General features: G+C 68.3%; 10 protein-coding genes and 1 tRNA gene. 10 read left to right on the top strand and 1 reads right to left on the bottom strand.

Annotated features, from left to right (window positions below):
* The first annotated feature begins 237 nt into the window (after positions 1-237).
* From TFU_RS11500 to TFU_RS11490, 3 genes are all read left to right on the top strand, one after another.
* Positions 238-1,689, top strand: a complete 1,452-nt coding sequence (locus TFU_RS11500) for an MFS transporter (protein ID WP_011292743.1) — start codon at positions 238-240, stop codon at positions 1,687-1,689.
* 31 nt (positions 1,690-1,720) lie between these two features.
* Positions 1,721-1,796, top strand: a tRNA-Lys gene (locus TFU_RS11495).
* 328 nt (positions 1,797-2,124) lie between these two features.
* A complete protein-coding gene (locus TFU_RS11490) occupies positions 2,125-3,138 on the top strand; it encodes a hypothetical protein (RefSeq protein ID WP_011292742.1) in 1,014 nt (337 codons plus the stop codon).
* A gap of 29 nt (positions 3,139-3,167) precedes the next feature.
* On the opposite strand, the gene TFU_RS11485 is transcribed toward TFU_RS11490, so the two are convergent.
* A complete protein-coding gene (locus TFU_RS11485; protein ID WP_011292741.1) occupies positions 3,168-3,569 on the bottom strand; it encodes a PPOX class F420-dependent oxidoreductase in 402 nt (133 codons plus the stop codon).
* A 64-nt stretch (positions 3,570-3,633) separates the two neighbouring features.
* Here TFU_RS11485 and hrpA point away from each other — a divergent pair, with 64 nt between their 5' ends.
* From hrpA to TFU_RS11450, 7 genes are all read left to right on the top strand, one after another.
* Entirely contained in the window at positions 3,634-7,608 is a 3,975-nt protein-coding gene (gene hrpA, locus TFU_RS11480; protein WP_011292740.1) for an ATP-dependent RNA helicase HrpA, read from the top strand.
* A gap of 83 nt (positions 7,609-7,691) precedes the next feature.
* Complete coding sequence (locus tag TFU_RS11475) at positions 7,692-8,420, top strand: thioesterase II family protein (protein ID WP_011292739.1); 729 nt, start codon at positions 7,692-7,694, stop codon at positions 8,418-8,420.
* 117 nt (positions 8,421-8,537) lie between these two features.
* Complete coding sequence (locus tag TFU_RS11470) at positions 8,538-9,599, top strand: lactonase family protein (protein WP_011292738.1); 1,062 nt, start codon at positions 8,538-8,540, stop codon at positions 9,597-9,599.
* 216 nt (positions 9,600-9,815) lie between these two features.
* Positions 9,816-10,424, top strand: coding sequence for a biotin transporter BioY (locus TFU_RS11465; protein WP_016189080.1), 609 nt, complete (start codon positions 9,816-9,818; stop codon positions 10,422-10,424).
* Positions 10,421-11,104, top strand: a complete 684-nt coding sequence (locus TFU_RS11460; RefSeq protein ID WP_011292736.1) for an energy-coupling factor ABC transporter ATP-binding protein — start codon at positions 10,421-10,423, stop codon at positions 11,102-11,104. Before TFU_RS11465 ends, TFU_RS11460 begins: the two co-directional genes overlap by 4 nt.
* The gene (locus TFU_RS11455) at positions 11,101-11,697 is read left to right on the top strand and encodes an energy-coupling factor transporter transmembrane component T family protein (RefSeq protein ID WP_011292735.1); all 597 of its coding nucleotides are present in this window, start codon (positions 11,101-11,103) and stop codon (positions 11,695-11,697) included. The genes TFU_RS11460 and TFU_RS11455 overlap by 4 nt, the downstream gene beginning before the upstream one ends.
* A 132-nt stretch (positions 11,698-11,829) precedes the next feature.
* A complete protein-coding gene (locus TFU_RS11450; protein ID WP_011292734.1) occupies positions 11,830-12,780 on the top strand; it encodes a serine hydrolase in 951 nt (316 codons plus the stop codon).
* The last annotated feature ends 38 nt before the right edge of the window (positions 12,781-12,818 follow it).

Raw genomic sequence — 12,818 nt, 5'->3', positions numbered from 1 at the left:
CCTGCTGCTCGTGCTTCTCGTTGTGCGGGCAACCAATGCCGACAACGCTCGCCCTTGCTATGGCCCGCTCCCTGTCCGCTGGGCTGCTCACGGCCCGGCACGGTCGCGATTCCGTATCGATCCGCGGGCACAGCCCTCCCGGGAAGCCCGAGGCCGGGCCATGCGCGCACACCCGCATCCTCTATCGTCCTGTCATCAGATGTGTGTTCTAGACAACATTTCCCCCGGGAGCTCTGCATGGCGCGATCGTCCAGGACTACCCCCGCTTCCCCGTGGCGGATCACCGCGCCGCTCGTGGTGTCCTCCTTCGCCTACGCCACCGCACAGAACACCATCGTTCCGGTGATCCCGCAGGTGCAGGAAGCCACGGGCAGCAGCGCCAGCCAGGTGGCCTGGATGATCACCGGGTTCTTCGTCTCCTCGGCCGGACTCACCGTGCTGACGGGACGCCTTGGCGACCTCTTCGGCCGCAAACGGGTGCTCTGCGCGATCCTCGCTATCTTCGGCGGCGGGGCCGCGATCGCGGCACTCGGTAACTCGCTCGCCCCCATCATCGCGGGCAGAGTCGTCATGGGCGTGGGCGGCGGCGTGTTCCCGCTCGCCTATGCGATCCTCAGCGCACACCTGCCCCGGGATCGTGCCGCGTTCGGCATGGGACTCATCAGCTCCATGTTCGGGGTGGGTGGCGCGCTCGGCCTGCCGCTAGGCGGGCTCGTCGCGGGACACTTCGGCCACAAAGGCCTGTTCTGGGCTACTGCCGCGGTCGCCCTGCTCGCCCTGGCTACCGTGGCGGGCGCCATCCCCTCAGACCGCGGAGAACGGACCGGTACCGTCGACTGGCTGGGAGCGATCCTGCTCACCCTTGCGCTGGGCGGGCCGCTCACCGCTGTCAGCCGGGCCGAAGAATGGGGCTGGGCTGCGCCGTGGACCCTGGGCCTGCTCGCCCTGGGCGCCGTGGCGTTCGCGGTGTTCCTCGTCGTGGAACGCAAGGTCTCCCACCCGCTTGTGGACCTCGACGTGATGCGCCGCCGCAACGTCTGGGCAGCCAACCTGGTCACCCTGCTGGCGACCACTGGCCACGGAGTCATGTTCTTCCTCGTCCCGCAGATCGTGCAGTTGCCGAAGAGCAGCGGAGTGGGACTGGGGGTGGACGTGGACCACTCCGGGCTCTTCCTGCTCCCCGGCGCGGTGCTGCTCATCTTCGCGGGGCCGCTCACCGGGCGGCTGGTCGCCCGGTTCGGCACGCGGCTGCCGCTGGCTCTCGGGGTGGCGCTTGGGTGCGCTGGGCTGGTCATCCTGGCCGCAGGGAGCAGCCAGCCCGTGGCGCTGCTCACCGGCGGAGCGGTCCTCGGCTTGGCGGGCGGCGTCACCTACGCGACGCTTCCCATGCTCATCGCCGACTCCGTGCCCCTCACCGACCTGGGGAGCGCCAACGGAGTCAACACCATCGTGCGCCACGTGTCCATGGCGGTCTCCGCCCAACTGGCGGCGGCCCTCGTGGTCTCCAGCATCCCCGCAAGCTCCCCGTACCCGCAGTGGTGGGCGTTCACAGCCAACTACGGCGCGGCCGCGGTCCTGGCTGCCCTGGCCCTCATCCCCATCGGTCTACTGCGTCCGCGGCAGACCGCCGCGCCCGATCCGGTGGGGGAGCATGATGCGGCGGCACCGACCACTCCTCAGATCAGGTAGAGTTTTCTCAGAGCCCAGGAAACCTGGGCGGGCGCCATTAGCTCAACTGGCAGAGCAGCTGACTCTTAATCAGCGGGTTCGGGGTTCGAGTCCCTGATGGCGCACCATGGAAACCCCGGTGGGACACGCCTTCAGTGGTGGTCCGCCGGGGTTGTGCTTTGTCGGTGAAACACTGTCGTCTCCCGTAGACCACTCGCATACGGGTATGCCAGCCGCACCGGGCGCCTCCTGGCCACGATGGCCTGCGAGGCATGCCGGCGCTGACCTGGCTGGGCAGAATCCGCAGCGCTCCGTCGCCCTCCGCCTACCCAGTGCACAATTCGTGAAATAAGTAGCAAACCGCCACCACTGGTGCGAATATAGAGCGGTATTTGTCGCATCTATCAGTGATCCTCATCACGAAGGCCGCGGGGAGTGGCACAGAGAGGGGCCGCGGTGGGCAACGGTCGGAACACGGCGGAGTCACGCAGCAAAGCGCTGCACGCTCTGGTAGCACAGGGAACCCTCTCCGCGGAGCAGGCCGAAGCAGTGGCGCAGGCGCTACAGGAAGCGGAAGAACCCGACACGCCAGTCCGCTGGGCCGAAATCATCGGCTTCATCGGCGGAGGCCTGGTCTTCGTCGGCATGGTCAGCCTGCTGTACACCTGGGTCGACCTGGAAAAGCTAGGCCAGGCCGTCCTGCTGCTCACCGTGGCAGCCCTCGCGGCCGGCGGCGGCCTCTTCGCGACAGGCGGACGATTCCGCAACCGGGCTGCGCTTCCCCCCACCCGCCGCCGAGTGGGCGGCACCCTATTCGTCATCGCCGCGCTCGCCGTACCCACAGCCTTGACCGTGGCGCTCGAGCCCGTCAACCCCACGACCGCCGCCGCTCTCGGCCTCCTCTACCTGGCACTCGCCGTGCTCGCCTACACGGCAGCACCCACCGCGGTGGGCCTGCTCGTCGCCGGAGGCACCAGCCTGTGGGCCCTGTGGACGATCCTGGCGAAGTTCGACCTGCTCGACACCGATATCCGGCCCTACGCCCTGTCCGTGGTCGCGGTGGGCCTCGTGTGGGGCGTGGTGTCCCTGCGACTGCCCAACCCGCGGACCGGACTCGTCATGGCCGCGATCTTCGCCTTGGGCGGGGCACAGATCCACCTCGGCGACCACCCCGTTCTCGCCTACACGCTGACGGCGGCGATCGCCGTGCTGAGCCTCGTGCTCTACCAGTGGCAGCGGAGATGGGTGTTCCTCGTCACCGGCGTGCTCGGCATCACGATCGCGGCACCGGAAGCGATCTGGGACTGGACCGACGGAGCGGTCAGCGGCGCACTCCTCATGCTCATCGTCGGACTCGTCCTGCTGGCCGCCAGCGGAGTGGGCATCATGCTGCACCGGAAAACCGACAAGCAGCCCGCCCAGCAGGCAGCTGAACCCCCCGCCGGAAACGCAGAAGGCCCCGCCCGGTAACGGGCGGGACCCACCCTGCACTCCGTAGCTTACTGCTTAGTGGTGTGCTCCGGCCGGACGTAGACGACCACCCGCTCCTCGCCCGGGGACTCCGGCGGGTACGTCTCCTGGCCCAGATACTTCTTCGACATCTTGTTGATGAACGAGCGGTTAGGGTCCGGCTCGATCTTCTCGGCCCGCCCGCGGATCTCGATGTAGCGGTGCGGCTCGTCCGGGTCGTGCACGGACAGGGCGATCCGGCTGTCCCGCTTCAGGTTGCGGTACTTCTGCCGGGTCGTGGTCTGGCTGAACTTGATGTACTCGCCGTCCCATTCGAACCACACCGGGTTGGACTGGGGCTCCCCATGCGGGCCGATCGTCGCCACATGAGCAAACGAGCGCTTCGTGAGGATGTCCTCCCGGTCCTCGGGAACTACCGCCGTCTTCGTCATCGTTGTCCCCCTTCCAACCACCGGAGGACCAACCGGTGGCCACGATGCCTATGCTGACTGTGCGATGAAAACGCCGTCCGTGAAATCCCCGTTCGCTGACCTGCGGCGCCGCCTGCCCGGACTCATGCCGCGCGACCGCCACCGCCTGCGCCGCCGGATCGACGGCGCGGAAAAAATCCGCGACCCCGACCGGCGCCGCGCTGTCGCCGCGGAGATCAGCGCCGACATCGACACCTGCGAAGCCAGAGTCGAACGGCGCCGCTCGGCTTTTCCGGCGATCGACTACCCAGCAGAGCTGCCGGTCAGTCAGAAAAAAGACGAGATTCTCGCCGCGATCCGCGACCACCAAGTCGTGATCGTGGCTGGTGAGACCGGTTCCGGGAAGACCACCCAGTTGCCGAAGATCTGCCTGGAACTGGGCCGGGGAGTGCTCGGACAGATCGGCCACACCCAGCCGCGTCGGCTGGCCGCCCGCACCGTCGCTGCCCGCATCGCTGAGGAACTAGGCACGACTCTGGGGGAGTGGGTCGGCTACAAAGTCCGGTTCACCGACGTCTCCAGCGACGACACCCTGGTCAAGTTGATGACTGACGGCATCCTGCTGGCCGAGATCCAGCAGGACCGGATGCTGCGCGCCTACGACACGCTCATCATCGACGAGGCGCACGAGCGCAGCCTCAACATCGACTTCATCCTCGGCTACCTCAAACGGCTGCTGCCCCGCCGCCCCGACCTGAAGGTAATCATCACCTCAGCCACCATCGACCCGGAACGGTTCTCCCGACACTTCGACAACGCGCCCATCGTCGAAGTGTCCGGTCGCACCTACCCGGTCGAAGTGCGGTACCGGCCGCTCACCGCCGAACAGGTGGTAGACGACGAGGACACCGTCGCAGCCACCGACGACCGCGACCAGATCCAAGGCATCTGCGATGCCGTGGACGAACTCTGCGCTGAAGGCCCCGGCGACATCCTCGTCTTCCTGAGCGGGGAACGCGAGATCCGCGACACCGCGGAGGCCTTGGGGAAACACCTGGCCCGCCGCTACCCCGAAGGCAGCCCGCAGGCCGTGGAGATCCTGCCGCTGTATGCGCGGCTGTCCGCAGCCGAACAGCAACGCGTGTTCCAACCGCGCGGCAAACGGCGGATCGTCCTGGCCACCAACGTCGCAGAAACCTCGCTGACCGTGCCCGGAATCCGGTACGTGGTCGACCCGGGCACCGCGCGAATCTCCCGGTACAGCCACCGCACCAAAGTGCAGCGCCTGCCGATCGAACGGATCTCGCAGGCCTCCGCCAACCAGCGCAAGGGACGCTGCGGCCGGGTCGCCGAAGGCATCTGCATCCGGCTGTACTCGGAAGAAGACTTCCTCTCCCGGCCGGAGTTCACCGAACCGGAGATCCTGCGCACCAACCTGGCCTCCGTCATCCTGCAAATGGCCGCGCTCGGCCTCGGGGATGTCGAAGAATTCCCGTTCGTCGACGGCCCCGACCGGCGCCAGGTCAAAGACGGTGTCGCACTCCTCACCGAGCTCGGCGCCCTCCAGCCCGCGAAGGACGGACGGCACCGCCTCACCGCGCTGGGGCGCACCCTGGCCCAGTTGCCCATCGACCCGCGCCTGGGCCGCATGGTGGTGGAAGCCGACCGCAACGGCTGCCTCCACGAGGTCATGGTGATCGCTGCTGCGCTGTCCATCCAAGACCCCCGCGAACGCCCGGTGGAACAGCAGCAGGCCGCAGCCCAGAAGCACGCCCGTTTCGCCGTCCCCGACTCGGACTTCCTGGCCTACCTGAACCTGTGGAACTACCTGAACGAGCGGCAGCAGGAACTGTCCGGCAACCAGTTCCGCAAAATGTGCCGCGAAGAGTTCCTCAACTACCTGCGGGTGCGGGAGTGGCAGGACATCTATGCGCAGCTCCGCCAGATCGTGCAGTCCTTGGGGATGAAGGTCAACACCGCCCCTGCCGACGCCAAGCGCATCCACCTGTCCCTGCTTGCCGGGCTCCTCTCCCACATCGGGCTCAAAGACCCGGAGAAACACGAGTACCTGGGGGCGCGGGGCGCCCGGTTTGCGATCTTTCCCGGCTCGGCGCTGTTCAAGAAACAGCCGCGCTGGGTGATGTCAGCCGAGCTGGTAGAGACGTCGCGGCTGTGGGCGCGCGTCAATGCCCGCATCGAACCCGAATGGGTGGAAGAGCTCGCCGGCCACCTCGTGAAACGCACATACAGCGAACCGCACTGGGAGAAGAAGCGGGGCGCGGTCATGGCGTACGAGCGGGTGACCCTCTACGGCGTGCCGATCGTCACTCAGCGCAAAGTCGACTACGGCCGCATCGACCCGAAGACCGCGCGGGAGCTGTTCATCCGGCACGCCCTCGTCCAAGGGGAATGGGATACCCGCCACGCGTTCTTCCGCCGCAACCAGAAGCTGCTGCAGGAGGTCGAAGAACTCGAGCACCGGGTGCGCCGCCGTGACATCCTCGTCGACGACGACGTCCTCTTCGACTTCTACGACCAGCGGGTCGGCGCTGAAGTGGTCTCCGTCCGGCACTTCGACAGCTGGTGGAAGCGGGTGCGCCAACAGCAGCCGCGCCTGCTCGACTTCGACAAGTCGATGCTCGTCGCTGAGGACGCCGGCGAAGGCATCGAAGAGGCCTACCCGGACTTCTGGCAGCAAGGCGAGCACCGCTTCCGGCTCACCTACCAGTTCGAACCGGGGGACGCGGCCGACGGGGTGACCGTCCACATCCCGTTGAACGTCCTCAACCAGGTCAGCCCGGAAGGGTTCGACTGGCAGATCCCCGGCCTGCGGGAAGAACTGGTGGTGGCCTTGATGCGGTCACTGCCCAAAGCGATCCGGCGCAGCTTCGTTCCCGTGCCCAACTACGCCGCCGACGTGCTGAAACGGCTGAAACCCTACTCTGAGCCGCTGCTGGAAGCGCTGTCGCGGGAGCTCACCGCGATGGGCGGCCCCCGGGTCACCGTGGACGACTGGCAGCTCGACCGGGTCCCCGACTATCTGCGGATGACGTTCCGCGCGGTCGACGACAAAGGCCGCACGCTCGCCGAAGCGAAAGACTTGGAGGAGCTGCGACGCCGGCTGCAGCCCCGGCTTCGCAAAGCGATCTCGGCGGAGGCCGCGAGCATCGAACGCACCGGGCTGACCTCCTGGGACTTCGGTCCGCTGCCCCGGACGTTCGAACGCCGCACTGCCGGGCACATAGTCCGCGGCTATCCGGCCCTCGTGGACGAGGGGACCACCGTTGGGGTGCGCATCTTCGACAATGCGGCAGCCCAGCAGCAGGCCATGGTCGCAGGAACCCGGCGGCTGCTCATGCTCACCGTGCCCTCCCCGGCCAAGTTCCTCCGAGGGCATCTGAGCAACCAGACCACACTGGTGTTCAGTCGCAGCCCGCACGGCTCAGTCGCCGCCCTCTTCGACGACTGCATCGGCTGCGCAGTGGACTCGCTGGTCGCCGAGGCGGGCGGACCGGTGTGGGACCCGGAGTCGTTCGCGAAGCTCCGCGAGCACGTGCGGGTGAACCTGGTGGAGCGGGTCATGGAGCTCCTCCCGGTCGTGGAGAAGATCCTCGCCACGGCACAGCGGGTGGAGAAACAGCTCAAGAGCGTCACGAGCCTGGCAGTCCTGCCGTCCATCACCGACATCCAGAACCAGCTCGGCGCGCTCATCGGCCCCGGGTTCGTCACCGCCGCCGGCTACCAGCGGCTCCGGGATCTGACCCGCTACCTCAAAGCGATCGAGGTGCGCCTGGAGCGGCTGCCCCGCAACCCCCGCCGCGACCAGGTGAACATGGCCAAGATCGAGCAGCTGCGCCAGGCCTACCAGCAACTGCTCGACCGGCTCCCCCCGGGAGTGCCGCCCGGCCCAGCACACGAGAACATCCGCTGGATGCTGGAAGAACTGCGGATCAGCTATTTCGCCCAGGAGGTCGGCACCGCCTACAGCGTCTCCGAGAAACGCGTCCTCAAAGCGATCAGCGAGGTCGAAGCCCGCATGCGCGAAGGGGCACGGTCGTGAGGGCACACCCGGGGCCCGGTAGCCCCTCTACCCCAGGGACCGGAGATGGCGGGGCAACCCCGTCCCAGAGGGCAGCAAGCCCGGTGAACCACGCACGGACCGCTGCGACGGGACGCCCCGGCCTCCACCGTTTCTCGAGGTCCTCCCCCGGCGCCCACCTCGTCTGCTTCCTGCACGCGGGCGGCCTGCCCACCGCCTACCAGCCGTGGGCCGCGGAAGTCGGCGACCGGTTCACCGTGTGGGTCGCCACCGTGGACCACCGCGACTGTGCAGCCGGCACCGCGCCGATGTGGGACGTCTACGCCCAGCGGCAGGCTGACGCCGTGGCCAGCCTGCGGGGACCCCTGACCCTCTACGGGCACAGCCTGGGCGCCCTCTCCGCCTACGAGACCGCACGGGAGCTGCGGCGGAGAGGGCGCGAAATCACCCACCTGGTGGTCAGCGGGAGGGACGCCCCACACCTGAAACCGGAGATCACCTTCCCGGACGACCCGGTGGCCCTCGTGCACGCGGCCGCCGCCTGCTTCGGCGGGATTCCCGAAGAGCTCCTCCACGACGACGAGCTGGCCTACGTGTTCGGCACCGAGATGCGGGCCGGGTTCGCCGCGGCCGACGCCTATGTCTGGCAGCCCGGTCCGCCGCTCGACGTGCGGCTCACGGTGGTTGGCGGCCTCGACGACCCGGTCGTCACCGACGCTGGACTGCGTGCCTGGCAGCAGCACACCACCGGCCCGTTCCGGTTGGAGCGGCTGCCCGGCGGGCACTTCTTCACCGCTGAGGAGCGCCGCCGTCTCCACGCGCTGTTGCCGTGAACCCCCTCCGGAGGTTTCCTACGGTTACGGGCGGCCACTGTCAGTCAAAGAACCGGGGAACTAGAGTGGCGCTGGCCCCGAGAGCCGGGGTTGACGACACTCAGGAGGATCCCCTCGATGACACGACGCCGACTGCTGTGGATCGGCTCCTACACCCCTGACTCCGGTATCGCGGGTCACGCGGCGGGGGTGCAGCGTGTCTGGTTCGACACGGACACCGCAGCCTTGAGCAAAGCGGAACTGGCGGCGCCCGCCAGCGGGCCTTCCTTTGTCGTCCCCGCCACGGACCAGACGATGGTCTACGCCGTCAACGAGCTCGCCGCGGGACGGGTCACCGCCTTCGCAGTCCACGACACCCAGCAGCTCACCGAGGCAGGCAGCGCCATCACCGGCGGCTCCTACCCCTGCCACCTGCTGTACCACCCCGCGGGGCGACACCTGATCGTCGCCAACTACGGGGACGGCAGCGTGAGCGTGCATGCCCTCGACCCGGCCGGCGTCCCCACTGCACCAGTGCAGCGGTTGACCCACACCGGGGCGGGCCCCCGCACCGACCGGCAGGAAGGTCCGCACGCCCACAGCGTCTACGTGGCCCCGGGTGGCACCCACCTGCTGGTCGTCGACCTCGGCACCGACGAACTGCGGTGCTTCCCCTTCGCCCCGGAGGCGGACCAGCCTGCCGGCCCTCAGCACATCGCGGCCCGCCTGGAACCGGGCAGCGGACCGCGCCATCTAGCGATCCACTCCTCCGGGCACCTGTATGTGGCCGGAGAACTGGATTCGCGGGTCTACGTGCTGCGGTTCGACCCTGCCACGGCCCAGGCCGAGATCCTCGACGCGGTGCCCGCCACCGGGGCCGCCGACGACAACTATCCAGCTGAGATCGCGCTTTCTGCGGACGAGCGTCGCCTCTACGTCGCCAACCGGGGAGCGGACACGATCGCCACCTTCGAAGTGTCCGCGGACGGTACGCGGATCCGCCGCCTAGCTGACACCCCCACCGGGGGCGCGTGGCCCCGCCACTTCGCCCTGGTCGACGGCTACCTTGTCGTCGCCAACCAGAACTCTGAGACGTTGACCGTCCTCCCCATCGACGCGGAGAGCGGGATTCCTGGACCGGCGTGTTCCACCCTGGACCTGCCGACGCCGGTGTGCGTCCTGCCTGCCGCGGTCGAATGACCCGTCCACGGTCCGTCTTCGCGCCGTGCGGTGCGCCATACCTCCGTGTGGCCCACCACACGGCGAGGAACGGAAAAGCGGAATTTTTTGGAGGAACCCCATAAGGCCCGATTGTAGAAAGCTGTTCTAGGCCGCATATCTGCTGCTCAAGATCGGGTGGCCACAATGGGCTTGGAGATTTCCTCCAAAACCGTATACGGACCAAGGACTTGGACTATGACTGTCTCCCCATCGTCGTCCCCCCGTTACCGCGGGCTGACAGCGCGCGACCTCGCACTGATCGCGTTGTTCGCCGCACTGCTCGCCGCGATGAGCCTGGTACCCGGAATCCCGGTGGGCAGTGTGCCGATCACTCTCCAGACCTTGATCGTCATGCTCGCCCCCGCCATTCTCGGCGCCAAACGCGGGGTGCTGGCGATCGCCACCTTCCTCGCGCTGGCCCTCGCCGGACTCCCCATCCTGTCTGGAGGCGGGGGAGGACTGGCCTCCTTCGCCGGACCGTCCGGCGGATTCCTCATCAGCTGGATCTTCGTGGCCCTGGTCATCGGGCTGTTGACCGACCGCATGCTGCCCGCATACCGGTTCTGGCCGGGCCTGCTCATCAACCTGGTCGGCGGGATCGGCGTGTGCTACCTGATCGGCGGCCCGTGGATGGCTGTCGTCGCCGGGCTGGACGCCACGGCCGCGCTGATCGCGCTCGCCGCTTTCGTTCCCGGCGACGTCATCAAAGCGGTCGTCGCCACGCTGATCGCGGCCAGCGTGCACCGCGCCTACCCGGTTCCTCCCGCCGGGCACCGGGTCTCCGCTGCAGGACCGCGCTCATGATCCGGATAGAGCATGTGACCCACGCCTACGGCGACCGCGTCGTCGTCGACGACGTCTCCCTTGACCTGCGGGAGCACCGTATCGGGCTGATCGGCGCCAACGGCTCAGGTAAATCAACTCTGGCCCGCATGGTCAACGGCCTGATCGTGCCCGATACGGGTCGGGTCCTGGTCGACGGCCTGGACACGCGCGACCACGTCAAGGAGATCCGGCGCCGGGTCGGCTTCGTCTTCCCCGACGCAGACACCCAGATCATCATGCCGACGGTCGCCGAGGACGTGCGGATCGGACTGCGGGACAGCGGGCTCAGCCGCGACGAGATCGAGGCCCGGGTCGATGAGGCCCTCGCCCGGCACGGACTGCTCGAACATCGCGACCACCCCGCCCACCTGCTGTCCAGCGGGCAGAAGCAGATGCTGGCCCTGGCCTCGGTCCTGGTCACCGAGCCGCAGATCCTCGTCTGCGACGAACCCACCACCCTGCTGGACCTGCGCAACGTGCGGATCATCACGGAGACCCTGCGCACCCTGCCCCAGCAGGTCATCCTGCTCACCCACCACCTCGACACGCTCAGCGGCTTCGACCGGGTGCTGGTCATGGACGCCGGGAAGATCGTGTTCGACGGGGCACCCGAGGACGCCGTCGCCTACTACGTCGCGTTGATGGAGCAGCGGCCGTGAACACTGTCGGGCTCTACGTGCCGGGCACCTCGCTGCCCTACCGGATCCCGGCAGGCGTGAAACTCCTCGCCCTGCTGGGCACGGTCACCGTGCTGGTGGTCCTCGCCGACCCGTGGGTGTCGCTAGGCGCCGTGCTCGCAGTGGTCCTGCTCTACATCCTGTGGGGACTGGCCGCCCACCTGTGGCACGCGTTCCGGCCGGTGCTGCTGTTCCTGGTCGCCATCGCGGTCTTCCACGCTGTCTTCACCGACGTGCACACCGCGGTGCGGGTGTGCTCCCAGCTCACCGCGGTCATCCTGCTGGCCGGACTGGTCACCCGCACGACCCCGGTCAGCGCAATGCTCGACCTGTTCACCAGGCTGGCCCGTCCGCTGCAGCACGTGGGGGTGCGGCCGGAACGGGTGGGACTGGTCCTCGCACTGACCATCCGCTGCATCCCCATGGTGGCGGAGGCGTGGCGGGCCTCCCGCGAAGCGTATGTGGCGCGTGGGCTGCGTGGCGGGGCGCACCGCATGGTGGTCCCGGTCATCGTGAACCTGATCCGCTCTGCTGAAGCGCTCGGATTGGCGTTGAGCGCCCGAGGGCTCGACTAGCAGCCCTCGCCTTGGGTCCTCCTCGCCCCCGACTATGGGGAGCAAAGGTGATGAATTCGGGCAGATTGTGGCAAGGTTGGGGGCACGAGTCCGCGATCGCGGAGTCCGGTCTTCTCGGCGAAGGCGGTCGGCATGCGAGAGCATTCAGCGGCACCCGCCCACTCTGCCCCAGCGCGCAGGGCTTTCCTCCTCACCTTGGCCTTCCTAGCCGCCGTCACCGTGCTCGCGCTGCTCACCCCGCGGCATGCCAGCGGACCGCCCGCGCAGCCGCCCGTCCCGGCACCGGCCCCCACCCCACGGCCGAGCCCGCCCCCCACCGAAACCCCGCAGCCACCGCCGCTGAGCCCCGCCGAATACGACCGCCTCACCCGCGTCATCGACGACTACCTCGCCGGAGAGGACTGCCGGCTCTCCCTCGCCCTCCACGACCTGGCGAGCGGCGCCACCTACTCCTACCGGGCCGGGGAAACCTACACCACAGCGAGCCTGGTCAAGCTCAACATCCTCGTGCTGCTCCTGCTCCGCGCCGAAGATGAAGGCCGGGAACTGTCCGCTGAAGAGGAGCGGCTGGCTGCCGAGATGATCCGCTACAGCGACAACGACGCCACCAACGACCTCTATGCGCGGATCGGCTTCGACGCAGGGTTCGCCCGCGGCAACGAGCGGCTCGGCCTGCACGCCACCAGGCCCAGCGGGCGCGGTGTCTGGGGCGCTACCGAGACCACCGCCGCCGACCAGTTGCGGCTGCTCCGCATCGTCTTCACCGGGGACAGCCCGCTCTCCGAACGCAGCCGCGACTACGCCAGTCAACTGCTCGGCACCGTGGCACCGGAGCAAGCCTGGGGGATCTCCGCGGCGGCAAGCGAAGGCGACACCGTGGAACTGAAGAACGGCTGGGTGCCCCGGAGCAGCGACGGAGACCGGTGGGTGCTCACCAGCGCGGGCCGAGTCGCGGGGGCAGAACACGAATACCTGATCGTCGTGCTCTCCGACCGCCACCGCGACTACGCCGGCGGCATCGCCCGCATCGAACACGTCGTTGCCGAGGTGGCCGCCGCGCTCAGCGACGCAACGAGACAGTGACCCGGCCGAGGAAAAGTGCCGGGACCGCCCCCCTCAGG

The sequence above is a fragment of the Thermobifida fusca YX genome (assembly GCF_000012405.1).
Lineage (GTDB): Bacteria > Actinomycetota > Actinomycetes > Streptosporangiales > Streptosporangiaceae > Thermobifida > Thermobifida fusca.
Note: the sequence above shows the minus strand (reverse complement) of the source record. Positions and strands in the feature narration are given on the sequence as shown.

Coding starts and splice junctions, on each gene's coding strand:
- TFU_RS11450 (WP_011292734.1), top strand. CDS start 11,830: ATGCGAGAGCATTCAGCGGCACCCGCCCACTCTGCCCCAGCGCGCAGG.
- TFU_RS11465 (WP_016189080.1), top strand. CDS start 9,816: ATGACTGTCTCCCCATCGTCGTCCCCCCGTTACCGCGGGCTGACAGCG.
- hrpA (WP_011292740.1), top strand. CDS start 3,634: ATGAAAACGCCGTCCGTGAAATCCCCGTTCGCTGACCTGCGGCGCCGC.
- TFU_RS11500 (WP_011292743.1), top strand. CDS start 238: ATGGCGCGATCGTCCAGGACTACCCCCGCTTCCCCGTGGCGGATCACC.
- TFU_RS11485 (WP_011292741.1), bottom strand. CDS start 3,569: ATGACGAAGACGGCGGTAGTTCCCGAGGACCGGGAGGACATCCTCACG.
- TFU_RS11470 (WP_011292738.1), top strand. CDS start 8,538: ATGACACGACGCCGACTGCTGTGGATCGGCTCCTACACCCCTGACTCC.
- TFU_RS11460 (WP_011292736.1), top strand. CDS start 10,421: ATGATCCGGATAGAGCATGTGACCCACGCCTACGGCGACCGCGTCGTC.